29 protein-coding genes are annotated in these 25,593 nt (G+C 63.1%); 15 read left to right on the top strand and 14 right to left on the bottom strand.

Annotated features, from left to right (window positions below):
• Nucleotides 1-14: 14 nt before the first annotated feature.
• Nucleotides 15-827: an allophanate hydrolase-related protein gene (locus FQV27_RS09070; protein WP_246133054.1), complete on the top strand. Its 813-nt coding sequence runs from the start codon at nt 15-17 to the stop codon at nt 825-827.
• Nucleotides 828-833: 6 nt separating this feature from the next.
• On the opposite strand, the gene FQV27_RS09065 is transcribed toward FQV27_RS09070, so the two are convergent.
• The 5 genes from FQV27_RS09065 to FQV27_RS09045 form a co-directional block, all read right to left on the bottom strand.
• Nucleotides 834-1,460, bottom strand: coding sequence for an ABC-type transport auxiliary lipoprotein family protein (locus FQV27_RS09065; RefSeq protein ID WP_147097733.1), 627 nt, complete (start codon nt 1,458-1,460; stop codon nt 834-836).
• A gap of 7 nt (nt 1,461-1,467) precedes the next feature.
• Nucleotides 1,468-2,703 carry an MlaD family protein gene (locus FQV27_RS09060; RefSeq protein WP_147097731.1) on the bottom strand — a complete coding sequence of 412 codons (1,236 nt, stop codon included), beginning with the start codon at nt 2,701-2,703 and terminating at the stop codon, nt 1,468-1,470.
• 3 nt (nt 2,704-2,706) lie between these two features.
• Nucleotides 2,707-3,486 (bottom strand): ABC transporter ATP-binding protein, encoded by a 780-nt coding sequence (locus tag FQV27_RS09055; RefSeq protein ID WP_147097728.1) that lies wholly within the window; start codon nt 3,484-3,486, stop codon nt 2,707-2,709.
• Nucleotides 3,483-4,565, bottom strand: coding sequence for an MlaE family ABC transporter permease (locus FQV27_RS09050; protein WP_417629435.1), 1,083 nt, complete (start codon nt 4,563-4,565; stop codon nt 3,483-3,485). The genes FQV27_RS09055 and FQV27_RS09050 overlap by 4 nt, the downstream gene beginning before the upstream one ends.
• 121 nt (nt 4,566-4,686) lie before the next feature.
• Entirely contained in the window at nt 4,687-6,123 is a 1,437-nt protein-coding gene (locus FQV27_RS09045) for a helix-turn-helix domain-containing protein (RefSeq protein ID WP_147097724.1), read from the bottom strand.
• Nucleotides 6,124-6,347: 224 nt separating this feature from the next.
• Here FQV27_RS09045 and FQV27_RS09040 point away from each other — a divergent pair, with 224 nt between their 5' ends.
• Both FQV27_RS09040 and FQV27_RS09035 read left to right on the top strand, forming a co-directional pair.
• Nucleotides 6,348-7,967, top strand: coding sequence for an isocitrate lyase (locus FQV27_RS09040; RefSeq protein WP_147097721.1), 1,620 nt, complete (start codon nt 6,348-6,350; stop codon nt 7,965-7,967).
• 64 nt (nt 7,968-8,031) lie between these two features.
• Nucleotides 8,032-8,280 carry a hypothetical protein gene (locus FQV27_RS09035; RefSeq protein ID WP_147097717.1) on the top strand — a complete coding sequence of 83 codons (249 nt, stop codon included), beginning with the start codon at nt 8,032-8,034 and terminating at the stop codon, nt 8,278-8,280.
• Between the two features lie 340 nt (nt 8,281-8,620).
• On the opposite strand, the gene FQV27_RS09030 is transcribed toward FQV27_RS09035, so the two are convergent.
• A complete protein-coding gene (locus tag FQV27_RS09030) occupies nt 8,621-8,920 on the bottom strand; it encodes a hypothetical protein (RefSeq protein WP_147097715.1) in 300 nt (99 codons plus the stop codon).
• Between the two features lie 135 nt (nt 8,921-9,055).
• Between FQV27_RS09030 and FQV27_RS09025 the strand changes: the two genes are divergently transcribed.
• Nucleotides 9,056-9,721, top strand: a complete 666-nt coding sequence (locus FQV27_RS09025; protein ID WP_147097713.1) for an epoxyqueuosine reductase QueH — start codon at nt 9,056-9,058, stop codon at nt 9,719-9,721.
• Here the strand turns inward: FQV27_RS09025 and FQV27_RS09020 are convergent.
• The gene (locus FQV27_RS09020; protein WP_147097711.1) at nt 9,694-11,094 is read right to left on the bottom strand and encodes a short-chain fatty acyl-CoA regulator family protein; all 1,401 of its coding nucleotides are present in this window, start codon (nt 11,092-11,094) and stop codon (nt 9,694-9,696) included. The genes FQV27_RS09025 and FQV27_RS09020 overlap by 28 nt on opposite strands.
• 122 nt (nt 11,095-11,216) lie before the next feature.
• Between FQV27_RS09020 and FQV27_RS09015 the strand changes: the two genes are divergently transcribed.
• The 4 genes from FQV27_RS09015 to prpB are packed head-to-tail and all read left to right on the top strand — an operon-like array spanning nt 11,217 to nt 15,196.
• Nucleotides 11,217-11,609, top strand: a complete 393-nt coding sequence (locus FQV27_RS09015) for an acyl-CoA thioesterase (protein WP_147097709.1) — start codon at nt 11,217-11,219, stop codon at nt 11,607-11,609.
• On the top strand, nt 11,606-13,120 hold the full coding sequence (locus FQV27_RS09010; RefSeq protein ID WP_147097707.1) for an MmgE/PrpD family protein: 1,515 nt from the start codon (nt 11,606-11,608) through the stop codon (nt 13,118-13,120). Before FQV27_RS09015 ends, FQV27_RS09010 begins: the two co-directional genes overlap by 4 nt.
• A gap of 12 nt (nt 13,121-13,132) precedes the next feature.
• Nucleotides 13,133-14,269, top strand: coding sequence for a bifunctional 2-methylcitrate synthase/citrate synthase (prpC, locus tag FQV27_RS09005; RefSeq protein ID WP_147097705.1), 1,137 nt, complete (start codon nt 13,133-13,135; stop codon nt 14,267-14,269).
• 12 nt (nt 14,270-14,281) lie between these two features.
• The gene (prpB, locus tag FQV27_RS09000; RefSeq protein WP_147097703.1) at nt 14,282-15,196 is read left to right on the top strand and encodes a methylisocitrate lyase; all 915 of its coding nucleotides are present in this window, start codon (nt 14,282-14,284) and stop codon (nt 15,194-15,196) included.
• 68 nt (nt 15,197-15,264) lie between these two features.
• On the opposite strand, the gene FQV27_RS18860 is transcribed toward prpB, so the two are convergent.
• Nucleotides 15,265-16,281: a lysozyme family protein gene (locus tag FQV27_RS18860; protein ID WP_186827270.1), complete on the bottom strand. Its 1,017-nt coding sequence runs from the start codon at nt 16,279-16,281 to the stop codon at nt 15,265-15,267.
• An 85-nt stretch (nt 16,282-16,366) separates the two neighbouring features.
• Here FQV27_RS18860 and dusA point away from each other — a divergent pair, with 85 nt between their 5' ends.
• The 3 genes from dusA to aroA are packed head-to-tail and all read left to right on the top strand — an operon-like array spanning nt 16,367 to nt 19,531.
• Complete coding sequence (dusA, locus tag FQV27_RS08990) at nt 16,367-17,383, top strand: tRNA dihydrouridine(20/20a) synthase DusA (protein WP_147098144.1); 1,017 nt, start codon at nt 16,367-16,369, stop codon at nt 17,381-17,383.
• Nucleotides 17,380-18,186, top strand: a complete 807-nt coding sequence (locus tag FQV27_RS08985; RefSeq protein ID WP_147097701.1) for a sulfite exporter TauE/SafE family protein — start codon at nt 17,380-17,382, stop codon at nt 18,184-18,186. Before dusA ends, FQV27_RS08985 begins: the two co-directional genes overlap by 4 nt.
• 13 nt (nt 18,187-18,199) lie before the next feature.
• Nucleotides 18,200-19,531, top strand: a complete 1,332-nt coding sequence (gene aroA, locus FQV27_RS08980; protein WP_147097698.1) for a 3-phosphoshikimate 1-carboxyvinyltransferase — start codon at nt 18,200-18,202, stop codon at nt 19,529-19,531.
• Here the strand turns inward: aroA and FQV27_RS08975 are convergent.
• Nucleotides 19,528-19,941: a VOC family protein gene (locus FQV27_RS08975; protein WP_147097695.1), complete on the bottom strand. Its 414-nt coding sequence runs from the start codon at nt 19,939-19,941 to the stop codon at nt 19,528-19,530. The two genes, aroA and FQV27_RS08975, sit on opposite strands and share 4 nt — an antisense overlap.
• A 111-nt stretch (nt 19,942-20,052) precedes the next feature.
• Between FQV27_RS08975 and FQV27_RS08970 the strand changes: the two genes are divergently transcribed.
• The 3 genes from FQV27_RS08970 to FQV27_RS08960 are packed head-to-tail and all read left to right on the top strand — an operon-like array spanning nt 20,053 to nt 21,311.
• On the top strand, nt 20,053-20,430 hold the full coding sequence (locus tag FQV27_RS08970; protein ID WP_147097693.1) for an NADH:ubiquinone oxidoreductase subunit NDUFA12: 378 nt from the start codon (nt 20,053-20,055) through the stop codon (nt 20,428-20,430).
• 12 nt (nt 20,431-20,442) lie between these two features.
• Complete coding sequence (gene mlaD, locus FQV27_RS08965; protein WP_147097691.1) at nt 20,443-20,895, top strand: outer membrane lipid asymmetry maintenance protein MlaD; 453 nt, start codon at nt 20,443-20,445, stop codon at nt 20,893-20,895.
• Entirely contained in the window at nt 20,892-21,311 is a 420-nt protein-coding gene (locus FQV27_RS08960; protein WP_147097689.1) for a DUF2155 domain-containing protein, read from the top strand. The genes mlaD and FQV27_RS08960 overlap by 4 nt, the downstream gene beginning before the upstream one ends.
• Here the strand turns inward: FQV27_RS08960 and aat are convergent.
• The 3 genes from aat to accB are packed head-to-tail and all read right to left on the bottom strand — an operon-like array spanning nt 21,275 to nt 23,791.
• Nucleotides 21,275-21,904, bottom strand: a complete 630-nt coding sequence (gene aat, locus FQV27_RS08955; RefSeq protein WP_342779880.1) for a leucyl/phenylalanyl-tRNA--protein transferase — start codon at nt 21,902-21,904, stop codon at nt 21,275-21,277. The two genes, FQV27_RS08960 and aat, sit on opposite strands and share 37 nt — an antisense overlap.
• On the bottom strand, nt 21,901-23,250 hold the full coding sequence (gene accC, locus FQV27_RS08950; protein WP_147097687.1) for an acetyl-CoA carboxylase biotin carboxylase subunit: 1,350 nt from the start codon (nt 23,248-23,250) through the stop codon (nt 21,901-21,903). The genes aat and accC overlap by 4 nt, the downstream gene beginning before the upstream one ends.
• A 10-nt stretch (nt 23,251-23,260) precedes the next feature.
• On the bottom strand, nt 23,261-23,791 hold the full coding sequence (gene accB, locus FQV27_RS08945) for an acetyl-CoA carboxylase biotin carboxyl carrier protein (protein ID WP_147097684.1): 531 nt from the start codon (nt 23,789-23,791) through the stop codon (nt 23,261-23,263).
• Nucleotides 23,792-23,973: 182 nt separating this feature from the next.
• On the opposite strand from accB, the gene FQV27_RS08940 reads away from it, so the two are divergent.
• A complete protein-coding gene (locus FQV27_RS08940) occupies nt 23,974-24,474 on the top strand; it encodes a hypothetical protein (protein WP_147097683.1) in 501 nt (166 codons plus the stop codon).
• A gap of 6 nt (nt 24,475-24,480) precedes the next feature.
• Here FQV27_RS08940 and FQV27_RS08935 read toward each other — a convergent pair whose 3' ends face one another.
• Together FQV27_RS08935 and hisF are read right to left on the bottom strand one after the other, a co-directional pair.
• Nucleotides 24,481-24,798, bottom strand: coding sequence for a phosphoribosyl-ATP diphosphatase (locus tag FQV27_RS08935; RefSeq protein ID WP_147097681.1), 318 nt, complete (start codon nt 24,796-24,798; stop codon nt 24,481-24,483).
• Entirely contained in the window at nt 24,795-25,556 is a 762-nt protein-coding gene (gene hisF / locus FQV27_RS08930; protein ID WP_147097679.1) for an imidazole glycerol phosphate synthase subunit HisF, read from the bottom strand. The genes FQV27_RS08935 and hisF overlap by 4 nt, the downstream gene beginning before the upstream one ends.
• Nucleotides 25,557-25,593: the final 37 nt, after the last annotated feature.

Raw genomic sequence — 25,593 nt, 5'->3', positions numbered from 1 at the left:
ATCTGGACCCGACCGTGCGCAAAATCATCGAAGGGGCGGAAGGCATCAGTGCTGTCGATGCGTTTCGCGGCCAGTACGAACTGGGCCGGCTGCGCCAGAAAACCGCCGATACATGGCAGGACGTGGACATGCTGCTGCTGCCGACCTCGCCCACGACCTCGACGGTTTCGGCGATGTTGGCCGATCCGATCAGGCAGAACAGCAAATTCGGTCGCTATACCAATTTCGCAAACCTGATGGGTTGTGCCGCGATTGCGGTGCCTGCGGGCTTTGGCCGGGACGGGCTGCCTGCAGGTGTTATGCTGGTTGCGCCCGGCTTCACGGATGATGCGCTGGAGGATTTCGCGGCGAAGATGCATGCAGACGCCGCAAGCGGGCTTGGCCGCGACCGGACGGCGGCAATTCCCGCGCCACCCGCGCCGCATGTGCCCGAAGGCTGGGTGACGCTGGCCGTTGTGGGCGCGCATCTGCGGGGCATGCCCCTGAACCACCAGTTGACTGAACCGGGCGGGATATTCCTGCAGGAGACGCGAACAGCACCCGATTACCGCCTTTTTGCGCTTGCGGATACCGTTCCGCCCAAGCCCGGGCTGGTGCGGGCCGAAGACGGCGACAGCATCGCGGTCGAACTTTGGGCGTTGCCGCCCGATGCGTTCGGGCTATTCGTGGATGCGATTCCCGCACCCCTTGGCATCGGAAAGTTGACTTTGGAGGACGGTCGGCAGGTCGCGGGTTTCCTGTGCGAGACAGCCGCGCTTTCCGGCGCCGAAGACATCACGCGGCACGGCGGCTGGCGGAACTATCTGGATGCGAAGGACGGGGTCTGAGGCGATTCAGCGGCAATTCGCCGTGTTCACGCCGACCTTCGATAGTGTCCAGCCGGTCATTTCGGCGACAAGCTCTTGCGCGGCGGCATCAAATGCCGGGATCAGATCATTGGTCCGGGTGCTCGCCGCTTCGGTCGTCGCGGCGAAGCGGCCCCGCGCGACGATGCTGGCATCCATCTCGCGGACAAGCTGGGCATCGACACTCAGCCGGATCAATGCGCCGTCGCCGCTTGTCTCGGCGTTGAAGTCACCGATTTCGCTGATCATCGCCAGATCGCCCGCAACGCCAAGGGGCGCGCGCCCGACATGGCCGAAGGCGTCATAACTGCCAAGCGTTTCGACCAGAAGCCGTTGCAACATCGCCGGAACAGGGTCGCCCCACACGGCGTCAGGCAGATATTGTGTCTGCAAAGCGGACGGCCGGATCATGATACGCTCGGAATCCAGTGTCCCGCGCGTTTTGGGAAGCTCGATCACCAGTTCCGATATGCGCGCACCGCCGCATTGCCCGATGCCGACATCTGGGCCGCGCAATTCGAATACGTTGCGATCAGGCTCTCCCTCCAACGCGGACAGGGCGGCACAGCCGGGCAGGGACAGGCAAAGCAGCAGCAGAAGGGCGGGGCGGAACATGGGCACCTCAGCGTCGGAATTCGGGCGTGGGTTGGCCCCGCAACAGTTGCGCGGGGTTGCGTCGTAATGTCGAAACGAGCGCGTCGATATTCGTGACCATCGCGCGCATGTCCTGCGCCAGTCGCGAATATTGCGGCAGCCCCTCTCGGGTGAAGGCTTGCACAGGCGCGCGCGCGCCGTCCAGCATCGCGCGCAGGGAATCGAACGCGCCCGCGGCGGACCGGGCGGCATCGCCGATATTCGCAGTGATCCGCGGAAGTTCGTCAGGCAGGTTGGCCAGCGATTCATTCACCCGGCCCAGGGTGCTGCGAAGATCGTTGAAGACCGGTCCAAGGTCATCGACGACCCGCCCCGCCGTATCCAGCGTCGTCGTCGCAGAGCCGAGTGCCACATCAAGATTATCGAGGCTGTCCATCGCGCGGTTGCTAAGCCGACTGAGATCGTCGGCAAGTGCGGGCACCCTCCCGCGCAGATCATTGGTCAGCGGCGAGAGATCATCGCCAAGATAGGCGTCGACGCGGGCGAGCGTTTGTTCCGCCTGTGTCGACGCGCCCGCAAAGCTTTCAAGCGCCGTATCGGCCCTTGCCGTGATCAGTTCCAGTTTGTCGCCCACATCTGCAAGATCGGTGGCGGCGGCGGCAATCGCATCGGTGGCCCTGGAGACGTCCTTCATCGTCTGATCCAGACTTGCCGAAGCAGCTTCGGTGTTGCTCAGGATATTGGCGATGCGCTGCTGGTTCTCGTCGCCTGTCATCTGGGTAAGTTGGCCTGCCAGCACGTTCAGTCTTGCCAGAAGTTCGGGCGCCTGCTGCCCAAGGGTCTGAAGCGTCGAGCGGCCGCTAGTGATTACCGGGATCTGCTCCTCGGTTACATCGCGCAACAGTGCTGCATCGGGCGAGCCGGGCGTGATCGTGACAATCGAGACGCCAGTGACCGCCGACGTGTCGATAGAGGCGGTCGAATCGACACGGACCGGGGTATCCTCGTCAAGTTCCAGCCGCACGCGCACCGCCTCGGCCCCGGTGGGCGAAAGCTCGGTCGCAACGACGCGGCCGACATTCAGTCCCGCGAACTGCACCTGCGACGATACGGTCAGCCCGGCCACCTCGCGGAAATACGCATCGTAATAGGCGAATTGCCGATTAAGCTCCAATTTCGCGAACCACATCAGAAACCCGAGTATGCCAAGGAATCCGACCAGCGTGAACGCCCCGATCAACGCAAAATTCGCCTTGGTTTCCATATGCTATGCGTCCTCGTGGTCGGGGGTCATCGCGGCACGGGCGCGCGGGCCGTGGAAATATTCATGCACCCAGGGATGGTCGATCGCCAACATCTCGCTCATCGTTCCGGTTGCAAGAACCTTCTTTTCCGCCAGAACCGCGATCCGGTCGCAACAGGTGTGCAAAGTGTCGAGATCATGCGTCACCAGAAAAACGGACAGGTTCAGTGCGTCGCGCAACTCCACGATAAGGCGGTCAAAGGCATCCGCGCCGATGGGGTCGAGACCCGCCGTCGGCTCGTCAAGAAACAGGATTTCCGGGTCAAGGGCCAGTGCGCGCGCCAGTCCTGCGCGCTTGCGCATGCCGCCGGAAAGCTCTGACGGGTATTTGTCATTTGCATTCGGCGGCAGCCCGGCCATCGCCACCTTCAGTTCCGCAAGTCCGATCCGGTCAGAATCGCTGAGGTCACGAACCGCGCGCAGTGGCACCTCGACATTTTCACGCACAGTCAGCGATGAAAACAGCGCGCCGTCCTGGAACATGACACCCCAGCGACGCTCCAGCGCCTCGCGCTCGGCGCTTGTCAGCGAACCAATATTCTGCCCCAGCACCCTGATGTCGCCATGGCGCGTCTGGTTAAGACCCACGATGCTGCGCAACAGGACCGATTTGCCGGTGCCGGATCCCCCGACCACGCCCAGAATCTCGCCCCGTCGCAGGTCGAGATCCAGGTCGTCATGCACGACGTGGTCGCCGAACTGGTTTCTCAGGCCGCGAACCTCGATCGCGTTGTCGCCGGTCATATCCCCATCTCCGAAAAGACGATCGAGAAGATGGCATCGGCGATGATCACGGCGAAGATCGCGTTCACCACCGCGCTGGAGGTCATGCGCCCCAGCGATTCCGCGTCGCGGCCGACCTGCATGCCGGCATGGCATCCGATAACGCCGATGATGACTGCGAAGACCGGGGCCTTGACCAGCCCGGCAATTGCGTGGCTGACATCGACTTCGCCCAGACGAGTCAGAAACATCGAAGGAGAGATGTCCAGCACGATCCATGACATCAGCGCGCCCCCGGTCAGTCCTGCAAGATCAGCCAGCAGCCCCAGGATAGGCAAGGTCACCAGAAGCGCGAGGACGCGCGGAAGGATCAGCACCATGTCGGGGTCCATGCCGAGCGTGCGCATGGCGTCGATTTCCTCGCGCATTTTCATGGAGCCGATGGATGCTGTCAGCGCCGAGGCGGTGCGTCCCGCAACGATGATCGCGGTCAGAAGTATCCCCAGTTCCCGCAGCACGGCGATCGCAATCAGATCGACAACGAAGACCTCTGCCCCGAACTGGCGCAACTGCGCGGCCCCCTGAAAGGCCAGCACGACGCCGATCAGGAAGGACATCACAAACACGATGGGCACCGCGCGCAGTCCGGTTTCCTGACAATGATAGACCAGCGAGGTCAGGCGGAATTCGGATGGGTGACGCAACGCGCGCAGCCACGCGGCCAGAAAGCGCCCAAGAAATTCGGCCAGTTCGTGGAAATAGCCAAGCGCACCGACCACGCGCTTGCCGGTCCGCTCAAGGATATTGTGCCAGCGCGCATCGGGGATCGCGCCGCGCTCCGGTGGCGCGACCGATTGGGCAACCGTCTCGATCAGGCGCGCATGGCTGTCGCTCAACCCTTCCAGCTGTGTCCCGGCTTGCCTCGCGCGGGCCAGATACCACGCCCCCGCGGTATCCATGCGGTCGAGATCTCCAAGACCGATCCGCGTGGGCAGGTCGCGCGGAAGCTGGGGCAGGGTCCAGACCAGAAGCGCGCCGCCAAGACGCAGAAGATCGCCGTCTTGCGTCTGATCAAGCGTCGCGTCTTCAGGGTTTCTGATTGTGGCGGGCGTTGTCAGCGTGGTCCCCCTTGGGCGGGACGCGAACCGCAGCAAGCTGCTGGTTCGCGTCAGGTGCCCAGATTGTCGCGATATACTGGCAGTGTAAAGCTGGGCTGGCTGCTCACTCCGTCTCAAAGCTGAACAGGGCCACGCTGCGCTCCAACTCGTTCACCGCCAGATTGCGGTTGATCGGTGCCTGAGCGCGCGAGGCGCAGTTCTGACGTTCGCACAGAAAGCAGTTCAGGCCGATCTCTGTCGGTTCGGTTTTTTCCTGATCTATCGCGTCGGCATAGATCAGGCGCGGCGCGAAAGCCACGTCGCAGCCAAGCCCGACGGCCAGCCGTGGTGCGGGCGAAAAGAATGTGCCGCCCGCCCGCGTGACCGTCCGCGCGATCGAGAAATATTTGCCGCCCTCGGGCATGCGGATCAGTTGCGTCTGCAGCTTGCCCGGCGTTTCGAATGCGCCGTGAATGTTCCACAACGGGCAGGTGCCGCCAAAGCGCGAAAACGGGAAGCGCCCGGCGCTGAAGCGTTTGGACACGTTCCCGGCCCTGTCAACGCGGACGAAGAAGAAGGGAATGCCCCGCGCCTCGGGGCGTTGCAGGGTGGTCATGCGGTGGGCGGTCTGTTCGAAACCGGTGCCGAAGCGGTGGCCGATCAGTTCGATGTCGTAACGTTCGGATTCGCAGGCGGCGAGGAACGGGCGATACGGCATCAACAGCGCGGCAGCGAAGTAATTCGCAAGGCTGACGCGGGCAAGACTGCGCGTCGCGTCGCCGTCGAAGGCACCGCCCGTCATCACCTCGTCGATCAGATCCTGATAATCCAGCCTTGCGATCAGCACCCCCATCTGAAAGCGGCGGCTGGCGACGTCCAGCAGTTCCGACAGCATCAGTTCCTTGCGATGCGGATCATAGCGCCGCAGCGAGCCGCCCATCACCGACGCCGGCATCCGCCGCACCCGGACGTTATGCGCGGCCAGCAGCCCGTGCAGGGCGCGACCGGATTCGTCGCGGTGAATCTTGTGCTCCTCGGCGACGCGCTCGGCCACGCGGTCCAGTTCATCGACATAGTTGCGATGTTCATAGAACCAGTCGCGCACCTGTTCGACCGGCTTGGCGACCTGCGCCATCACCTCGACCCGGCTGCCATCGGTCAGGGGCGAATCCTCGGCTGTGCGCCGCATCAACTGGTCGCCCAGCTTGCCCTGCAGCCGCACCAGCGCCGCCGCGATCCGGGGCGAGGTCTGCAACACCGCCTCGATTTCCGTGCGGCTGACGCCCTCGACCTCCAGCGCGGGGTCTTTCAGGGCGGCTTCGAAATCGGCGGCAAGCTGGGCGTCGGTATCGGGGGCCAGTTCGGCCACGTTGATGTCATAGACCTGCGCCAACCGCATCAACAGCTTGGCCGAAGCGGGGCGCTGATCCGATTCGATCAGCGTGATATAACTGGCCGAAACGCCAAGCTGCGCCGCCATCTGCGCCTGCGTCAGCCCCAGCGTCGTTCGCAGCACCTTCAGGCGCTGACCTATGATAAGCTTGTCACCACGCGCGGCCATTCGTGCCCCCTGCAGGTTTGTCAGAAAATTATTACAATACTTACATTACAAAAGTAACGAGCCTGACAAAAGTGACAGAATGACCCCATTTCTGCAAGAGCATGATGCTTCTGCAGCATGACATTACTAAAGTGACATTCATGAGGAGGGGCGAATCACCCATCGGGCCAGTGGTCCACGGGGTCGGTCCGAACCCAAGGAATAACGCCACGAAAGGAAAGATCATGGCAAACCGCAAAAGCTACGCCGAGCTTCATGCCGAAGTTTCCAAGCGCTACCCCTCGGGCCAGACCCCCGGTGGCGTCAGCGTCGATGATATCGTGCAGCTGAAGCTTCAGAACAGCTATGACACCCATCTTGATATTGCCCGCGACATGGCAAAAGTCATGCGCGAGGATATGGCGGCCTATGACGCCGATCCGACCCTTTCGACCCAGTCGCTGGGGTGCTGGTCGGGCTTCCACGCCCAGCAGATGATCAAGTCGGTCAAGCGCCTGCGCGGCACCACCAAGCGCGCCTATGTCTATCTTTCGGGTTGGATGGTTGCCGGTCTGCGCAACACCTGGGGCCACCTGCCCGACCAGTCGATGCACGAAAAAACCGCCGTCGCCGACCTGATCCGCGAGATCTATGTCTCGCTGCGTCAGGCTGACGAAGTGGCGATGAACGACCTGTTCAAGGACCTGCACGCGGCCCGGAAGGCCGGTGATGCTGCGGCAGAGAAGAAGGCGATCGAGGCCATCGACAACTTCGAATCCCACGTTGTTCCGATCATCGCCGATATCGACGCGGGCTTCGGCAACGAACATGCCACCTACCTGCTGGCGAAGGAACTGATCCAGGCCGGCGCCTGCTGCCTGCAGATCGAAAACCAGGTCTCGGACGCGAAGCAATGCGGCCACCAGGACGGCAAGGTCACCGTGCCGCGCGAAGATTTCATCGAAAAGCTGCGCGCCTGCCGTCTGGCGCTGGAAGAGCTGGGCGTTGACGAGGGCGTCATCGTGGCCCGCACCGACAGCCTTGGTGCCGGTCTGACGCAGAAGGTTCCGGTGTCGCAGGAACCGGGCGATCTGGCCTCGGAATACATCAAATGGCTGGATACAGAAGCGATCAGCGATGCCAACCCGGTCCGCGATGGCGAATTGGCGATCATGCTGGACGGCGAATTCGTCAAGCCGAAGCGCCTGCCGAACGGTCTGTTCCCGTTCAAGAAAGGCTCTGGCCGGGCGCGCGTCGTCGAAGACTGCATCGCCAACCTGACGCAGGGTGGCGCGGATATGCTGTGGATCGAAACCGACACGCCGAACGTCGCCGAAATCGCCGGTATGGTGAACGAAGTGCGCGAGGCGGTTCCGAATGCCAAGCTGGTCTATAACAACTCGCCTTCCTTCAACTGGACCCTGAACCTGCGCAAGCAGGTCCGTGACGAGTGGATCAAGGAAGGCAAGATCGCCGCCGGCGATTACCCGGAAGGGAACGAGCTGATGAAGGCGGAATTCGACGCCTCGGAACTGGGTCAGGAAGCCGATGCGCGCCTGCAGCGCTTCCAGCACGACATCTCGACGCAGGCGGGTGTGTTCCACAACCTGATCACGCTGCCGACCTTCCACCTGACCGCGAAATCGGTGGACGAGCTGTCGCGCGGCTACTTCGGCGACGACAAGATGCTGGCCTACGTCAAGACCGTTCAGCGCGAGGAAATCCGTCGCGGCATCAGCGCGGTCAAGCACCAGCACGAGGTCGGTTCGGATCTGGGCGACACGTTCAAGGAAATGGTCGGCGGCGAGCGCGCGCTGAAAGCGGGCGGCCATGCCAACACCATGAACCAGTTCGCAGCGGAATAAGCCTCTGTAAACTCTTGGTTGGGGCGGCTAATGTGGCCCCAACCCCAAACTGGAGGAGCGAGACATGAACGCAGACACCGAATTCCAGCGCATTGACCTTCCCGAAGGCGACCGCGAGACCCGCGCAATCCACCGCGTGGCCGAGGCCGTGCACCGCCTGAACGACGCCGTGCAGCGCGCCGTGCAGGAAGGCGTCTCGGTCGAGGTGATCCGCGTCTCGCGCATCCACAACGGTGCAGGCGCATGGGGTGACCAGGTTGTCCCCACCATCCGCGGCACCGGCGACAAGGCGGAAGACGCCGACAAAGGCTGACCTTCAGCCAAACCACAAATTGAAGGCGGGTCATTGCGGCCCGCTTTTTTGTGCCTGCGTTGTTCTGTTGAAACGCCGTGTTGCAGGAGGCCGCCACGTTCCGGATGTCGGTTCTGAGCCCAAACTTACAGTCGAATAGGGAAAGGGCGCCCCGGTAGCAAACTGGTTAGCTCAGTTTCTAATGCGGAACCGCCAGACAGCAGACGATTAGGCACAGAAGGATTTGACTTCGACAGCCGGCCTGAAATTCCTGCGTTAGTGCACTGAAAGCAAATCAGAGCCCACCAATCCAACTCACCATCAGTAACCGTCGCCATACCATGGTTGGGTGTGTAACACCTCAATGCCATTTCGCCATCTGGGGCGTTCCAAGCAGATACAATGGCAGACGCAGTCTTCTTATCCAGAAATCGTCCAAAAGACTGCACCGGCTACTCTTCTCGTCCGCCTTTACCAGCGTAAAGGGCTTTAGTCCGGTGCTTGCCTCTCGAGTAACCAGCTTTTGCAACATCTCACCGACAAATTGATCCCTTTCCATTGAGAAAAAGTGAAAGATAAACAGGGCGTCCCAGGGTTTTTGCGCTCTTCCAACAAGGTTCATCGCAGCCTCCATGTCGGTTCTTTCATTCGGCTCGAACATATCGTCTGTGCGGATCGCAAAGCAAATCAAGCGAACTGGTGCTGTGTCCCACACAGCCGACCTTCACCCTTCCTCGACAGCTCTTTTCGCGCTACATACGCGGCTTGACCCTGTGACCACGCAAGGCCCATCGCCATGACGACCGACCTCGACCGCCCCGTGCTGACCCCGCCCAATGGCGAGAAAAAGGTGCTGCTGCATTCCTGCTGCGCCCCCTGTTCGGGCGAGGTGATGGAGGCGATGACGGCGTCCGGCATCGACTACACGATCTTCTTCTACAACCCCAACATCCACCCGCAGAAGGAATACCTGCTGCGCAAGGATGAAAACATCCGCTTCGCCGAGATCCACAACGTCCCCTTCGTCGATGCCGATTACGACACCGACAACTGGTTCGCCCGCGCAAAAGGGATGGAGTGGGAGCCGGAACGCGGCATTCGTTGCACGATGTGTTTCGACATGCGGTTCGAACGCACGGCGCTTTATGCGCATGAACACGGCTTTCCGGTCATGACCTCCAGCCTTGGGATTTCGCGCTGGAAGGACATGAAGCAGATCAATGGCTGCGGGGAACGCGCAGTGCGGCCCTACGATGGGCTGGATTACTGGGATTACAACTGGCGCAAGGGTGGCGGGTCCAGCCGCATGATCGAGATTTCCAAGCGCGAGGAATTCTACATGCAGGAATATTGCGGCTGCGTGTATTCCCTGCGCGACACCAACCGTCACCGGCGCGAGGTCGGCCGCGGCCAGATCGAGATCGGCACCATGTATTACGGCAAGGACGCGCCGGACGAATAAGGCGCGAAGCTGGACCTTTCGGGTAGGGCCAGGGCAGGGCGCCCGATCATCGGGAAGGCGCGCTGCGGGCAGGCCTCTCGCTCACACAGCTTGCAGCCGGGGCCGATGGGTGTCGCGATATCCGGTCCCAGCAGATCCAGCCCGCGCGCATAGACCAGCCGGTCGGCATGGGCGATGTCACAGCCAAGCGCCACGGCGAAATGCTTGACCGGCGTGCCGAAGCCGCCGCGCCCGTGACTGATGGTGCGGGCAATCCACAGATAGCGCCGCCCGTCGGGCATCTGCGCCACCTGCCGCAACACCTCGCCCGGATGGGAAAAAGCGTCATAAATCGTCCATAGCGGACATGACCCGCCAAAGCGCGAGAAGTGGAAATCCGTCGCCGATTGCCGTTTCGAGATATTGCCCGCCCGATCCACCCGGATGAAGAAGAACGGCACCCCCTGCGCGCCGTTGCGCTGCAAGGTCGACAGGCGGTGGCAAGTGGTTTCAAACCCGACATCGAAGCGCTGCGATAACAGGGCGATGTCATAGCGTTCAGCCTCGGCGGCGGTTAGGAACGTCTCGTAAGGCAGGATCAGCGCCCCGGCATAGTAATTCGCCAGCCCGATCCGCAGCAGCGGCTGATCCTCGGGCGACAGGCCCGAATTCTGGCACAAACGGTCGATGGTCGCGGCTTCTTCCAGCAGGCCAAGCTGAGTGCCCATCTGAAATGCCTGCTGCGCGTCCGAAAGCTGGGTCGAGATCCGCAGAACGCGCGTCTCGGGATCAAAGCGGCGCAGCACGCCCGGTTCTGTCGCGGGCTCGACCCGGATCTTGTGGCGGTCGCGCAGATAGGTTGCAAGGCCGTCCGCGCGCCCGATCACCGGCAGCAGATTGCCAAGCGGTTCCGCCGCGCGGTCCAGTTCAGCGATGTGATTGCGGCGGGTATAAAAATAGTCACGCACCGATTCGAATGCGGTGGGTGCGGTGGGTGCGCCCGGCTGATCGGTCGCCTGCTCGGCCAGCACATTCGCGCGCTCGGTCGCATTGCGAAGCCGGCGGCGCATATCGAGGATTACCTTCGCCAGCGCGGGTGAATTGTCGGCCAGATCATGCAGCTCTGCGGTGCTGATCGCGACGCCCTGATCTGCAAGCGCGGCCCGCAGCCGGGATGCCAGCCGCCCGTCCCCCGCATCGTGGAAAGGCTGCGCCTCGGCCCCGAACACCTCGTCCAGCTTTGCCAGCACGCTCAGCGTCAGGGGACGCTGATTCCGTTCGATCTGGTTCAGATAACTGGGAGAGATTTCCAGCACCCGCGCCAGCGCCGCCTGCGTCATCGCATGGGTTTCACGCAGCCTTCGCAGCTGGCCACCAAGATAGGCATTCTTCATTCGCAAGCCTTCGCAAGATTCGCAAAACCGCCTGTGCGCTTTTGCAACTTGATACAACTCTGCTGTTTACCAAAGGCCCTGCTGCGTGGAAACTGTTTGTGCAAATCTTGCGAAGGATCACCATGCAAGCGCGAGAAACCGCCACATTCGAACACACCGAACTGGTCCTGCCCGCACAGGCGAACCATTACGGTACGCTGTTCGCGGGGCAGGGGCTTTCGATGCTGGCGCAGGCCGCGTTTACCGCCGCCAGCCGTTATGCCCGCGCCAATGTGGTGCTGGCGGCGGTCAAGGACCTGCGCTTCACCGCGCCGGTCCCGGTCGGCAACCTGTTCGTCATTGCCGCCCGCGTCACCGATGCGGGTCGCAGTTCGATGACGGTCGAGGTCGCGGCAAGCCGCGAAGATCCGCAGACCGGGGAACGCAGCCCGGTCGCGCAAGGACAGTTCCAGATGGTCGCCGTCAATGAAGACGGACGGCCGAAGAAAATCACCGCTCAGGAGTTCCGCTCATGAAGACCCATGAAGTCCGCACTTATAAATCGGCCGAAAATCTGGCCCGCGAAGACCAGCTCGCCTGGAAAATCGCCGAGGTCGCCGCCGATCCTGTCGCGGTCGATGCCGATGTCACCGACATGATCATCAACCGCATCATCGACAACGCTTCGGTCGCCGCCGCCTCGGTCGCGCGCCGCCCGGTCGCCTCAGCCCGTGCGCAGGCCATGGCCCATCCCTATCAGCCCGGCGCGACCGTCTTCGGCGTCGACAGCGGCACCACCGTTTCGCCCGAATGGGCGGCCTATGCCAATGGCGTGGCGGTGCGCGAACTGGACTTCCACGACACCTATCTGGCGGCGGATTACTCGCATCCCGGCGACAACATCCCGCCGATCCTGGCCGTCGCCCAGCATACGGGAAAATCCGGCGCCGACCTGATCCGCGGTCTGGCCACGGGTTACGAAATTCAGGTCGATCTGGTCACCGGCATCTGCCTGCACGAACACAAGATCGACCACATCGCCCATCTCGGCCCGTCGGCCGCCGCCGGCATCGGCACGCTGCTGGGGCTGGACACCGAAACCATCTATCAGGCCGTCCAGCAGGCGCTGCATATCACCACCACCACCCGCCAGTCGCGCAAGGGCGAGATCTCGTCCTGGAAAGCCTATGCCCCCGCCTTCGCCGGCAAGATGGCGATCGAGGCCGTGGACCGCGTGATGCGCGGCGAGGGCGCGCCGTCGCCCGCATGGGAAGGCGAAGACGGCTTCATCGCCTATCTGTTGTCGGGTCCGGGCGCGAAATATAACGTGCCGCTGCCCGGCAAGGGCGAGGCCAAGCGCGCGATCCTTGACACCTACACCAAGGAACATTCGGCGGAATACCAATCGCAGGCGCTGATCGACCTGGCCCGCCGCATGGGGCCGAAGATCGGCGATCTTTCCCAGATCGACAGCATCGTCATCCATACCAGCCATCACACCCATTACGTGATCGGCACCGGCGCGAATGACCCGCAAAAGATGGACCCGAAGGCCAGCCGTGAGACGCTGGACCACTCGATCATGTATATCTTTGCCGTGGCGCTGGAAGATGGCGGCTGGCATCACGAAAAATCCTATGCCCCGGAACGCGCGAACCGGCCCGAGACGGTCGATCTGTGGCACAAGATCTCGACGACGGAGGACAAGGAATGGACGCGCCGCTATCACTCGCAGGACCCGAAGGAAAAGGCCTTTGGCGGTCGCGTGGTGGTGACGCTGAAAGACGGGACCGTGATCGAGGATGAACTGGCCCTTGCCGACGCACATCCCGACGGCGCCCGTCCCTTCGTGCGCGAGAACTATAAGAACAAGTTCCTGACCCTGTCGGACGGCATCATCGCGCCCGCCGAACAGACCCGCTTCCTTCAGGCCGCTGAAGCATTGGCCGACCTGAAAGCGGGCGATCTTGCCGCGCTGAATTTCGTGGTCGAGGCTGGCAAGCTTGGCGGCGCGCGCCCGACCGGCATTTTCGACTTCAAGGGATAAGGAGGCCCGCAAATGGCACCGAAACCGAAGAAATCCGTAGCACTGTCGGGGGTAGAGGCGGGGAATTCCGCCCTCTGCACCGTCGGGCAGACTGGCAACGACCTGCATTATCGCGGCTATGACATCCTCGACATCGCCGAGGCCGCGACATTCGAAGAAATCGCCCATCTGCTGGTTCATGGTGAACTGCCGACCAAGGCGCAGCTTGCTGCCTATGAGGCAAAGCTGTCACGTCTGCGGGGGCTGCCCGCGCCCGTCAAGGCGGCGCTGGAACAGCTTCCTGCGGCCAGCCATCCGATGGACGTGATGCGCACGGGCGTGTCGGTTCTGGGCTGCACGCTGCCCGAAGGTCATGCGCATGACAATGCCGGCGCGCGCGACATCATCGACCGGCTGATGGCGTCGCTGGGGTCGATGCTGCTCTATTGGTATCACTACAGCCATAATGGTCGCCGGATCGAGGTCGAAGGCGACGAGACGACGATCGCCGAACATTTCCTGCGCATGCTGCACGGCAAAAAGCCGTCGGCGGACCATGTGCGGGCGATGCAGACCTCGCTGATCCTTTATGCGGAACACGAATTCAACGCCTCGACCTTCACCGCGCGGATGGTCGCGGGGACGGGGTCGGACATGTATTCGGCGATCACCGCAGCCATTGGGGCGCTGCGTGGCCCCAAGCATGGCGGCGCCAACGAAGCCGCGTTCGAGGTGCAGTCGCGCTATGCCTCGCCCGATGACGCCGCCGAGGATATCCGCCAGCGCATCGCCGATAAGCAGATCATCATCGGCTTCGGTCACCCGGTCTATACCATCGCCGATCCGCGCAATGTGGTCATCAAGCGTGTGGCAAAGCAGTTGTCGGATGCGGCGGGCGACACCCGTCTTTACGACATTGCCGAACGGATCGAGACGGTGATGGACGAGGAACGCAAGATGTTCCCCAACCTCGACTGGTTCAGCGCCGTATCCTATTACCAGATGGGCGTGCCGACCGCGATGTTTACACCGCTTTTCGTCATCGCCCGGACCTCTGGCTGGGGTGCGCATGTGATCGAACAGCGCGAGGACGGCAAAATCATCCGACCCTCGGCCCATTACACGGGCCCGGAAAACCGCAAATTCGTGCCGCTGTCCAAGCGCGGCTGAAAAGGAGCGATCATGGTTTATCTTGTTGGGGCCGACTATCCCGACCGCCCCGCGGGCGAACGTTTTCAGGAATTGCTGGATGCGCCCGGTATCCTGCGCCTGCCCGGCGCGCATAACGGTCAGGCGGCGCTGCAAGCCAAGGCCGCCGGTTTCGATGCGTTGTATCTTTCCGGCGCGGCAATGACCGCGTCGATGGGGCTGCCCGATCTGGGCATCATCACTGTGGACGAGGTCGCGTTCTTCATCCGCCAGATTACCCGTGCGACGGGGCTGCCGCTGCTGGTCGATGGCGATACAGGTTATGGCGAAGCGCTGAACGTCATGCACATGGTCCGCACATTCGAAGATGCGGGCGCGGGCGCAGTGCATCTGGAAGACCAGCTTTTGCCGAAGAAATGCGGTCACTTGAACGACAAGAAGCTGGCGTCGGCGGCGGACATGGCGGCCAAGGTTGCGGCGGCCGCCAAGGCGCGGCGGCATCTGCGCATCATCGCGCGCACCGACGCGGCCGCCAGCGAGGGTCTGGAAGGGGCGATTGCCCGTGCGAAGCTCTATGTCGAGGCAGGCGCCGATGCGATCTTCCCCGAGGCGCTGACCTCGGTCGAGATGTTCAAGGAAGTCCGCGCCGCATTGCCGGGGGTGAAGCTGCTGGCCAATATGACCGAGTTCGGACGGACGCCCGCACTGACCGCGCAGGAGTTCGAGGATCTTGGCTATGACATGGTGATCTGGCCGGTCTCCTCCTTGCGGGTGGCGAACAAGGCGCAGGAAAAGCTGTATGCGACGCTGGCCCGCGACGGTGCGACGACCGCAATGTTGCCCGACATGCAGACCCGGCAAGAGCTTTACGGCACGATCAGCCTCGGCGATTTCGAGGCGCTGGATGCGTCCATCGCGGCATCGGTCGCGCCGGACTGGAAGGCCTGAATGAACCTGCCGGGGCGCTTGCGGGCGTCACGGGAGGCGAACGGGTCTTGGTCCTGCATCGGCATTCGCTATAACGGCATCTCGGTGACAGGGATCATCAGGTCCTGAGGTGCCGCGCCGCCGTCGGGAATCGCTGCGGCATATTCGGGCGGTATCTCCGGGGTCGCGGCCAATTCCTCGGCCTCCATATCAGGGTCGGCTTGCCGTGCTTTCCGTGTCGAGCCGCGTGATCGTCGCTCTGTTCGGCGATCGCGGGTCCTCATCGGGGCAGCGCCCGGCCCGATAAGGGGTTGCGACCTTTGGCCAAGAAGCCGCCGCTCAGTCGTGTCGGCGTCCCGCAACGCGCCAGCGCTCAGCAGCGCGACCCGTTCACCGCCGATAACCGCAAGAGATCCAGGCATTCCGGTCGTGGCCGTGCCAATCGGCGCGCCAAGCAGCATCCGTTTTTCCACGATCCGCGCCTGACGCGACGGCTGCGGCAGTCGCGCCACCGCGCCGGGATCGGCCGAGGCGAAGCGGTTATAGGTTTCCGACATGTCGCGCATCCCGTCGAACCCGCCCGCACGAAGGCCTGCGCGCAATTCGTCGAAGCGCGCCAGATAGCGGGTGGCATTTGCCTGTGTGCGCGAATGAAACGCCCCCGCAGCGCGCCGCCAGTCACCCATTTCCGCATGTAATTGACTGACAAAGCGCGCGGCGTATCGCGCATTTGACAGCGGATCGAACATGTCCGCGACCGAGCCGAAATTTTCGCCATGCCAGCGATAGTTCAACTGAAAGCAGCCGATATCGACATTGGTGCGCCCCTGCGCCACGCGTTCCTCTGCAAAGGCAATGGCGCTGTTCGGGTCGTCGAACCATGTGCCCTCGCCTTCGGCATTCACGCTCCACGCCCAGGGGCGCACGATGCCGTCGCGCCTGCGCCCGGTTTCGGTCAGCGTCAGCGCACCAAGGATGTCGGGGGGCACGCCGGCTTCGGTCGCAGCGGTCTGGGCGGCCCATTCGCAAAGGGCTGCCGGTTCCTCGGTCGCTGCAAGGGCGGGCAAGGGGATCAGCAGGATCAGCAGGGCAAAGACGAATCGCATGACCCCGACGCTAGCCCCAATTGTTTAATCCGCCGTTGACGGCGTGACTTGGCGCGCGGGCTTTGCTAGATCGCGCAGCATGTCGATGCCCGCAAACCCTGTCGATCCGGCGATCCGCGATGCCGCGCGCCTGTCCGTCGCCCCGATGATGGACTGGACGGACCGCTTCTGCCGCGGTTTTCACCGCGTCCTGTCGCGGCGCGCGCTGCTGTATACCGAAATGGTCACAGCGCCCGCGATCATCCACGGCCCTCGCGACCGCCTGCTGCGCCGCGACGGCGCGGAACAGCCGGTCGCGCTGCAGATCGGCGGATCTGACCCCGAGGAACTGGCCCGCGCGACGGCGCTTGCCGCGCCCTTCGGCTATGACGAGATCAACCTGAATGTGGGCTGCCCGTCCGACCGGGTGCAGTCGGGCTGCTTTGGCGCGGTGCTGATGAAAACGCCCGATCTGGTGGCGCGTTGTGTCGCGGCGATGATTGCCGAAAGCCCGGTCGAGGTGACGGTGAAATGCCGCATCGGCGTGGACGATCAGGACCCCGAACAGGTGCTGCCCGATTTCCTGTCGCGGATGCGCGATGCGGGCGTCAGCCGCGTCACCATCCACGCCCGCATGGCCTGGCTGGAGGGGCTGTCGCCCAAGGACAACCGCGAAATCCCGCCACTGAATTATCCGCTTGTCCATCGCATGAAGGCCGCTTTCCCTGACATGCACCTGTCGATCAATGGCGGCATTCAGCCGGGGATGGAGGCTGAACAGCTGACCCATATGGACGGCGTGATGATCGGACGTGCGGCCTATCACCAGCCATGGGACAGCCTTGGCGCGGCAGATACGCTGTGGGGCGACGCCCCGCCCTTCACCGACCCCACCGGCGCCGCACTGGCCATGCGCCCGCTGATCGAGGCGTGGCTGCATGACGGCGCGCGCATCCACAATATCAGCCGTCACATGCTGGGCCTGTTCCACGCCCGCCCCGGTGCGCGTCTGTGGCGCAGAACCCTCAGCGAGGGGGCGTCGAAGGCCCACACCCCCGAACAGGGCCTTGCGCTTTACGACGCGGCATTGGATCAGGTGCGCGAAGCGTCGGAGGCAGCATGAGCGAAATGATCCTTCCCGGCCTGATTCTGGCCGCTGTCGGTGCCTTTGCAGGGGTGCTGGCCGGGCTTCTGGGCGTGGGTGGCGGCATTGTGCTGGTGCCGGCCTTCTTCTATCTGTTCAGCGCGGCTGGATACGGATCCGACGATCTGATGCAGATCTGTCTTGCGACCTCGCTTGCGACGATCATCGTCACCTCGGCCCGGTCGGTCATGGCGCATAACCGCAAGGGCGCGGTGGACTGGCAGATCCTGAAGGACTGGGCTTTGGGCATCATGATCGGCGCGTCGGCGGGCGTGCTGATGGTATCGTCGCTGCGTACCCATACGCTGCAGGTGATCTTTGGCGTGCTGGTTGTCATCATTGCGCTTTACATGATGTTCGGACGCAGCACTTGGCGGCTGGCAGAGGAAATGCCGCAGGGGCCAATCAAATATGTGATGGCGGGGCTGACCGGCTTTGTGTCGGTTCTGCTGGGGATTGGGGGCGGGTCGATCGGCGTACCGCTGATGACGCTGCATGGCCGCCCGATCCATCGCGCTGTGGCCACGGCTGCGGGCTTTGGCGGGCTGATCGCGCTGCCCTCGGCCCTGCTGTTCCTGTTCACGCCGACCGAAAATGCGCCCCCCGGCACCATCGGCGCGGTCAATATCCCGGCCTTCCTGATCGTCATCGTGATGACCACGCTGACGGCACCGCTTGGCGCGACACTGGCGCATAAGCTTGATGCGAAGATGCTGAAAAAGGTGTTTGCCGGATTCCTCATGCTCGTGGCATTGAACATGCTGCGCAAAGCCCTGTTCTAGAAAGGCAGTCCAGATGTCACACGCAGCTGCGAAACCGATGTCCTCGCGCCCGGGCAAGCCGCTTTCCGGCACCGCCTCGGTCCCCGGTGACAAGTCGATCAGCCACCGCGCGCTGATCCTTGGGGCGTTGGCGGTTGGCCGTACGCATATTACCGGGCTGCTGGAAGGGCAGGACGTGCTGGATACCGGTAAGGCGATGCAGGCATTTGGCGCAACGGTCGAACGGTTGGGGCCGGGCGAATGGACGGTTGATGGCGTGGGCGTCGGCGGTTTTGCCGAACCTGCGGGCGTGATTGACTGCGGCAATTCCGGCACCGGCGTCCGGCTGATCATGGGGGCGATGGCGACGACGCCGATCACCGCCACCTTCACCGGCGATGCCAGCCTGTCGAAACGCCCGATGCGCCGCATCACCGACCCGCTGGCGCTGTTCGGCGCTGACATCACCGCGCGAGAGGGCGGCTTGCTTCCCGTGACCATCAAGGGCGTGCAAGATCCCGTTCCAGTCCGCTATGCGACGCCCGTCGCCTCGGCCCAGATCAAGTCCGCCGTTCTGCTGGCGGGGCTGAACGCGCCCGGCCAGACCGTTGTGATCGAGAAGGAACCGACCCGCGACCATTCTGAACGGATGCTGGCGGGCTTCGGGGCCACCATCACGACAAAGACGACCGACGAAGGCCGCGTCATCACCCTGACCGGCCAGCCCGAACTGCGCGCCCAGACCGTCGCCGTGCCGCGCGATCCGTCCTCGGCCGCGTTTCCGGTTGCTGCCGCGCTGATCGTGCCGGGGTCAGAAATCCGCGTTCCCGGTATCAGCCGCAACCCGACGCGGGACGGGCTGTATGTGACGCTGGCCGAAATGGGTGCGGACCTGACTTGGGAAAACGACCGCGAGGAAGGGGGCGAGCCTGTCGCGGACCTGATCGTGCGTCATTCCGCGCTGAAGGGCGTCCAGGTCCCCGCCGACCGCGCCGCCAGCATGATTGACGAATTCCCGGTGCTGTCGGTGATCGCAGCCATGGCGGAAGGCGACACGGTGATGAACGGCGTGGCCGAACTGCGCGTCAAGGAATCCGACCGCATCGATGCGATGGCCAAGGGCCTTCGCGCGAACGGGGTCGAGGTTGACGAAACCCGCGACAGCATGACCGTCCACGGTCAGGGACGCATTCCGGGCGGCGGGGTGCCGGTCGCCACGCATCTGGACCACCGCATCGCCATGTCCTTCTTGGTCGCAGGTCTTGCGGCAGATGCCGAGATCACCGTCGATGACGGCGCGGCCATTGCCACATCCTTTCCGGATTTCGTGCCGCTGATGACCGGGCTTGGCGCGGATCTGGGCTAGGTCTCGATCTCGATACTGTCGGCAGAGCGGCGGGTAATGCGTTCGTCGCATTTCGCCTCGATATTGTTGCCGTCGGGGTCCAGCACGAAGGCCGCGTAATAACCGGGGTGGTAATCGCGCGGCCCCGGCTCGCCATTGTCGCGCCCGCCATTGGCAAGCGCCGCACGGTGGAAACGATCGACCATGTCGCGGTCGGCTGCCTGAAAGCACAGATGCAGCAGGCTGGGCCGTTCGCCGGGTGCGACCTCGTCGATGTAAAGCTCGTCACATTCCAGCCAGTCGCGCCCGCGGCCGACGCATTCATCGCGACCCAAGGCATCCAGAACCGTGCTGTAGAAATCCCGCGCACGCCCGAAATCCGCCACGCGAAGATGGATATGGTCGATAAGCCTGCCCTGATGGTACGCCATCGCTCGCCCCCTGTTTCCCAACGCCGGATGCGTCGCGTGGTTCCGGCCCCACTGGACCCGGCGACCGCTTTGCGGCATAGACAGATCAACAGACCCGAAGGAGTCCAGCCCATGTGGATCGTTGACCGTATTCTGACCTGGTGGAGGGGACAGACCCTGAACACGCAGGTCTGGACCGCGCTTTACGGTGAAAAGGTCGGTGAGGACGATCAGGGTAACGTCTATTACCAGTCCAAGAAGGGCGCGCGCCGTTGGGTCATCTATAACGGCGAATCCGAAGCAAGCCGGGTGCCTGTCGAATGGCATGGCTGGCTGCACCACACCTATAAGGAACCGCCGACCAAGGACCCGCTGCAGCGCCGTTCGTGGGAGTTGCCGAGCCAGATGAACATGACGGGCACTCCGCAGGCCTATCGCCCGAAAGGCTCGATCTATCGTGCCAACCCGGTTGATCGCAGCGACTACGATGCCTGGCAGCCCGACCAGTGACGAGCGCCGGGGATGAGTGATGACAGCCGGGCAGAATTGATTGCCGGCGGTCTGGTTCTGGCGGTCGCTGCGGGGTTTCTGGTCTTCGCCGGCAGCGCGCGCATGGTCCCGGCCAGCGGATACGAATTGACCGCCGCCTTCCCCAGCATCGAGGGGATCGAGAAGGGGTCCGAGGTGCGCCTTGCCGGTGTCCCGGTCGGGCGCGTGTCCGACATCCGGCTGAACCCCGAAACCTATTACGCGGAAGCCCGGATCAGCCTTCCTGACAACATTCTTCTGCCAAGCGATTCGGCGGCGCTTATCCAGTCTGACGGTTTGCTTGGCGGTGCCTATCTTGAACTTCAGCCCGGCGGCAGTCTCGACAACCTTTCACCGGGCGACGAGATCGAGGATGTGCAGGGTGCGGTAAGCCTTCTGTCGCTGATGATGAAATTCGTCGATTCGCAAGCGAGCAACTCCGAATGATCCGACCACAAAACCCTCTCTTCGCCCTGCGCCGCCAATTCCGCGTGCTTGGCCATGCAGCACTTCTTGGCCTGCTGGTCGCGGCACCGGCAGCCGCAACGGCGCAGGAAGGCGTGGAAACAACACGCGGTTCCGGCGCTGTGCTTCGTGCTCTCGACAAGGTGTCGAGCGCAGTCCGCGATCTGGAAATGGCACCGGGCGAGGCGGTCAATGTCGGGCGCCTGACAGTTCGTTTGGGAGAGTGCCGCTATCCCTCGGCCGATCCGAATTCCGACGCTTTCGCGCAGATGGTGATTACCGACCGCAACAGCGGGGCAACCCTGTTCGACGGATGGATGGTGGCCTCGGCCCCGGCGCTTTCGGCGCTTGACGACGCGCGCTATGACGTCTGGGTGTTAAGCTGCGAGATCGCCTGAATATCCGGCAGCGGCCGGCGCGTGATATCGGCGGGCGCAGCAAGCGCGCGCGTCAGGCGGCGGTGATATTCGGCGCGTGAGATGGTCAGCCCCCCAAGCGATTGCAGATGCGGGGTCGGATATTGCGTATCGAACAGCAGGAAGCCGCAATTCGCCAGATGCGCTGACAGGGCGAGAAGTGCGGCCTTCGATCCGTTCCCGGCACGCGAGAACATGCTTTCCCCGAAAAACGCCCCGCCGATGCTCAGCCCGAAAATGCCGCCGACAAGCGCCGAACCGTCATATGCCTCCAGCGAATGGGCGCGGCCGGCGTCGTGCAGTTCGGCATAGATGCGCTGCAACGGCGCGTTGATCCAGGTTTCTGGCCGCGCGGCGCAGGAATCGACAACGGCGGCGAAATCCGTGTTCAGCGCCAGCCGCCAGCCGCAACCGCGCAGATGCCGCCGCATGGAGCGTGAGACGTGAAGCCCCCCGATCGGCAGAATGCCGCGCTGCGGGGGATCGAACCAGTGCAGGCTGGGATCAGAGGCCGAGACCGCCATGGGGAAAATGCCATTGGCATATCCCCATAGCATCTGCCCGGCGGAAATCACGCCGGGACGTTCTCGCTCAACCAGCGCTCAAGCCAGTGGATCGAGTAATTTCCACTTTGGATGTCAGCTTCCTGCAGCAGCGCATCGAATAGCGGGATCGTATTGTCCACGCCGTCGATGATAAGCTCCGAAAGCGCACGGCTAAGCCGCGCCAGTGCCTCGGGGCGGTCGCGGCCGTGGACGATCAGCTTGCCGATCAGGCTGTCGTAATAGGGCGGGATGACATAGCCGTCATAGATCGCGCTATCCATCCTGACGCCCAGTCCGCCCGGAGCGTGGAACTGGGTGATCTTGCCGGGCGATGGGCTGAAATTCGGCAGCTTCTCGGCGTTGATCCGAACCTCAATCGCGTGGCCGTTGATCGCCAGCTTGTCCTGATCCAGCTCCATCGGCTCGCCTGCGGCGACGCGGATCTGTTCACGGACCAGATCGACGCCGTAAATGGCCTCGGTCACCGGATGTTCAACCTGAAGACGGGTGTTCATCTCGATGAAATAGAACTCGCCATCTTCATAAAGGAACTCGATCGTGCCCGCGCCGATATAGCCCAGCTTCTTCATCGCGTCGGCGCAGATATTGCCGATGCGCTGCCGTTCTTCTTCGGTGATCGAGGGGCCGGGCGCTTCTTCCAGCACCTTCTGGTGACGGCGCTGCAGCGAACAGTCGCGCTCGCCCAGATAGACGGCATTGCCCTTGCCGTCCCCAAAAACCTGAATCTCGATATGGCGGGGCTTTTGCAGGTATTTTTCGATGTAAACGTCGGGGTTGCCGAAAGCGGCCTTGGCTTCCGAACGCGCGGTGCGGAAGGCCACTTCCAGCCCCTTTTCGTCATGCGCGACCTTCATGCCGCGCCCGCCGCCGCCTGCAGTGGCCTTGATGATGACCGGATAGCCGATTTCGGCGGCAACCTTGCGGGCCTCGTCCACGTCATTCACGCCGCCTTCCGATCCCGGAACGACCGGAATCCCCAGCTCTTTCGCGGTTTCCTTGGCGGTGATCTTGTCGCCCATGATGCGGATATGTTCCGCCTTGGGACCGATGAAGGTGATGCCGTGATCTTCCAGCATCTGCGCGAAACCGGCGTTCTCCGACAGGAACCCATAGCCCGGATGCACCGCCTGCGCGCCGGTGATTTCACAGGCTGCGATGATCGCGGCGGGGTTCAGATAGCTTTCAGAAGACGGGTTCGGGCCGATGCAGACCGATTCGTCGGCCATGCGCACATGCATGGCGTTGGTGTCGGCCGTCGAATGCACCGCGACGGACTGAATGCCCATCTCGCGGGCGGCGCGGATCACGCGCAGCGCGATTTCGCCACGGTTGGCAATCAGGATCTTGTCGAACATCCGACCGGCCTCATTCCACGATCATCAGCGGCGCGCCGTATTCGACGGGCGTGCCGTCATCGACGAGGATGCGCTTGACCGTGCCGGATTTGGGCGAGGGGATGTGGTTCATGGTCTTCATCGCCTCGACGATCAGCAGCGTGTCGCCTTCGCTGACCTGCTGGCCAATGGTGACGAACGCAGCCGCACCCGGTTCCGCCGACAGATAGGCCGTGCCGACCATGGGCGAGGTGACGGCACCGGGCAGGTTCGCCGGATCTTCGGCGGTGGCACCGGGCGTGGCAGTCGGCGTGGCGGGCGAGGCAGGGGCCGCCGCTGCAGCCGGGGCGGGCGCTGCGGGCGCGGGCGCATAAGCGGGCGCTGCCGCAACGACCTGCTTGCCATTCTTCGACAGGCTCACCGTCAGCCGGTCATGTTCGCCATATTCACGCTTGACCGACAGTTCGGCCAGTTCACTGCTGTTCAGAAGTTCGGCCAGCGACTGGATGAAAGCGACATCGCCTTCGTGATTCTTGCTGCCGGATTTGCCGAATGCGGTCATGAGTATCCTCTGCCTTGTGATGCCCGCGTCTTGCGCACGGTAAGATTTGCGCGGCTTATATCAAGGAACGCTGGGTAAGGGAAAGCAAATTGGGCGATTCCCGACAGAATTGGCGCTCGCATTTTATGTCCGCTTTTCTAGAATATGCGGCCAGTTCCGCCAGAAACACAAGGACTTGTGACATGCGCAATCATTTTCAGCGAATTGCGGCGCTTTCGGCGGTGCTTCTTATTTCGCCCGTTATCGCCTTGTCACGGGACCTTGAACATCTGAACGGGCAGATACTGACCTCGCACGGGCTGTGCGCGGTGGTGGCCCAGAAGGGTAATGCCGACATCGGGGCGGATCGCGATGGGATGGTCCTGATCGGCACGGGCGAGACGGCGGCCTTTTATCCCCTGGGCTATCCCGGCATCTGCCAGATCGACGGCGTGCTGAACCCGAATATGTACGGTCGCGGCAACGACCTGCCGACGGCCATGGTCACCGTTTCCTGCATCGACGATACGGCGGTGCCGGTCCTTGGCATCCTCGCGCTGGAATACTGGCCCGCCCGCACGCCAGATGCGGCGCGGCTGGTCGTCTCGCTGGTCGCCAATGAAGAGCTGGAATATCTGGCGGGCGAATATCAGGGCTGCACCGGGGCAGAGGGCGACATCCTGCAGCAGCATTTTGCGGGCTAGCAGGCGTCAGCCACGACCAGCCTTTTCGGCGATGCCCGACTGATGCTCGCGCTTTGCAAGCTGTTCGGCGACATCTTTCAGCGTCAGATCACGCGCGGCCAACATGACGGCCAGGTGATAGATCGCGTCGGCGGCCTCCGACGCCAGCTTGTCGCGGTCGCCTTTTACGGCTTCGATGATGGCTTCGACCGCTTCCTCGCCGAATTTCTCGGCGCATTTTTCGGGGCCTTTGGCCAGCAGCTTCGCCGTCCAGCTGGTATCGGGATCGGCGCCCTTGCGGGCGGCAATGGTGGCGTCGAGCCGTTTGAACGCGTCATAGCTCATGTCAGCCTCACGGGGATGCCTGCGGCGGCCAGATGGGCCTTTGCCTCGCCCACGGTGAAGGTGCCGAAATGGAAGATGGACGCGGCCAGAAGGGCGCTAGCATGGCCCTCGGTCACGCCTTCGACCAGATGTTCCAGCATGCCCACCCCGCCCGAGGCGATGACGGGAATGTCCACCGCATCGGCCACGGCGCGGGTCAAGGGCAGGTTGAAGCCCGATTTCGTGCCGTCGCGGTCCATGCTGGTCAGAAGGATTTCGCCCGCGCCCTTTTCGGCGACAAGACGCGCGAATTCGACCGCGTCGATGCCGGTCGGTTTGCGCCCGCCATGGGTGAAGATTTCCCATCTGCCGGGGGCCACGGTCTTGGCGTCGATGGCGCAGACGATGCATTGGCTGCCGAAACGGTCAGCGGCGTCGGACAGCACGTTCGGGTCCGCCACGGCAGCCGAATTGAACGACACCTTGTCAGCCCCTGCCAGCAGCAATGCGCGGACATCGTGATGCGTGCGCACGCCCCCGCCCACGGTCAGCGGCACAAAGCACTGTTCGGCGGTGCGCGTCACCACGTCGAACATGGTGCCGCGGTTTTCATGGGTGGCGTGGATGTCCAGAAAGCAGATCTCGTCCGCGCCGGCGGCGTCATAGGCCTTCGCGGCCTCGACCGGGTCGCCCGCGTCGATAAGATCGACGAAATTCACGCCTTTCACGACCCGGCCATCGGCCACGTCAAGGCAGGGGATGATGCGTGTCTTCAGCATATGCGGGTGATAGCCTGCGCGGCGGCGCAGGGGAAGG

This window comes from Paracoccus aurantiacus, assembly GCF_007993065.1.
Lineage (GTDB): Bacteria > Pseudomonadota > Alphaproteobacteria > Rhodobacterales > Rhodobacteraceae > Paracoccus > Paracoccus aurantiacus.
This window is presented reverse-complemented; position numbering and strand designations above follow the sequence as displayed.

Bases quoted from the DNA above. Each gene is read 5' to 3' on its own strand.
- aroA (WP_147097698.1), top strand. From the start codon at position 18,200: ATGTCACACGCAGCTGCGAAACCGATGTCCTCGCGCCCGGGCAAGCCG.
- FQV27_RS08940 (WP_147097683.1), top strand. From the start codon at position 23,974: ATGCGCAATCATTTTCAGCGAATTGCGGCGCTTTCGGCGGTGCTTCTT.
- FQV27_RS09010 (WP_147097707.1), top strand. From the start codon at position 11,606: ATGAAGACCCATGAAGTCCGCACTTATAAATCGGCCGAAAATCTGGCC.
- FQV27_RS09045 (WP_147097724.1), bottom strand. From the start codon at position 6,123: ATGGCCGCGCGTGGTGACAAGCTTATCATAGGTCAGCGCCTGAAGGTG.
- FQV27_RS09020 (WP_147097711.1), bottom strand. From the start codon at position 11,094: ATGAAGAATGCCTATCTTGGTGGCCAGCTGCGAAGGCTGCGTGAAACC.
- dusA (WP_147098144.1), top strand. From the start codon at position 16,367: ATGCCCGCAAACCCTGTCGATCCGGCGATCCGCGATGCCGCGCGCCTG.
- FQV27_RS09065 (WP_147097733.1), bottom strand. From the start codon at position 1,460: ATGTTCCGCCCCGCCCTTCTGCTGCTGCTTTGCCTGTCCCTGCCCGGC.
- FQV27_RS08975 (WP_147097695.1), bottom strand. From the start codon at position 19,941: ATGGCGTACCATCAGGGCAGGCTTATCGACCATATCCATCTTCGCGTG.
- accB (WP_147097684.1), bottom strand. From the start codon at position 23,791: ATGACCGCATTCGGCAAATCCGGCAGCAAGAATCACGAAGGCGATGTC.
- mlaD (WP_147097691.1), top strand. From the start codon at position 20,443: ATGAGTGATGACAGCCGGGCAGAATTGATTGCCGGCGGTCTGGTTCTG.
- FQV27_RS09060 (WP_147097731.1), bottom strand. From the start codon at position 2,703: ATGGAAACCAAGGCGAATTTTGCGTTGATCGGGGCGTTCACGCTGGTC.
- FQV27_RS09040 (WP_147097721.1), top strand. From the start codon at position 6,348: ATGGCAAACCGCAAAAGCTACGCCGAGCTTCATGCCGAAGTTTCCAAG.
- FQV27_RS09035 (WP_147097717.1), top strand. From the start codon at position 8,032: ATGAACGCAGACACCGAATTCCAGCGCATTGACCTTCCCGAAGGCGAC.
- prpB (WP_147097703.1), top strand. From the start codon at position 14,282: ATGGTTTATCTTGTTGGGGCCGACTATCCCGACCGCCCCGCGGGCGAA.
- prpC (WP_147097705.1), top strand. From the start codon at position 13,133: ATGGCACCGAAACCGAAGAAATCCGTAGCACTGTCGGGGGTAGAGGCG.
- FQV27_RS18860 (WP_186827270.1), bottom strand. From the start codon at position 16,281: ATGCGATTCGTCTTTGCCCTGCTGATCCTGCTGATCCCCTTGCCCGCC.
- FQV27_RS09055 (WP_147097728.1), bottom strand. From the start codon at position 3,486: ATGACCGGCGACAACGCGATCGAGGTTCGCGGCCTGAGAAACCAGTTC.
- FQV27_RS08960 (WP_147097689.1), top strand. From the start codon at position 20,892: ATGATCCGACCACAAAACCCTCTCTTCGCCCTGCGCCGCCAATTCCGC.
- FQV27_RS09030 (WP_147097715.1), bottom strand. From the start codon at position 8,920: ATGTTCGAGCCGAATGAAAGAACCGACATGGAGGCTGCGATGAACCTT.
- FQV27_RS08970 (WP_147097693.1), top strand. From the start codon at position 20,053: ATGTGGATCGTTGACCGTATTCTGACCTGGTGGAGGGGACAGACCCTG.
- FQV27_RS09025 (WP_147097713.1), top strand. From the start codon at position 9,056: ATGACGACCGACCTCGACCGCCCCGTGCTGACCCCGCCCAATGGCGAG.
- accC (WP_147097687.1), bottom strand. From the start codon at position 23,250: ATGTTCGACAAGATCCTGATTGCCAACCGTGGCGAAATCGCGCTGCGC.
- FQV27_RS08935 (WP_147097681.1), bottom strand. From the start codon at position 24,798: ATGAGCTATGACGCGTTCAAACGGCTCGACGCCACCATTGCCGCCCGC.
- FQV27_RS09015 (WP_147097709.1), top strand. From the start codon at position 11,217: ATGCAAGCGCGAGAAACCGCCACATTCGAACACACCGAACTGGTCCTG.
- hisF (WP_147097679.1), bottom strand. From the start codon at position 25,556: ATGCTGAAGACACGCATCATCCCCTGCCTTGACGTGGCCGATGGCCGG.
- FQV27_RS08985 (WP_147097701.1), top strand. From the start codon at position 17,380: ATGAGCGAAATGATCCTTCCCGGCCTGATTCTGGCCGCTGTCGGTGCC.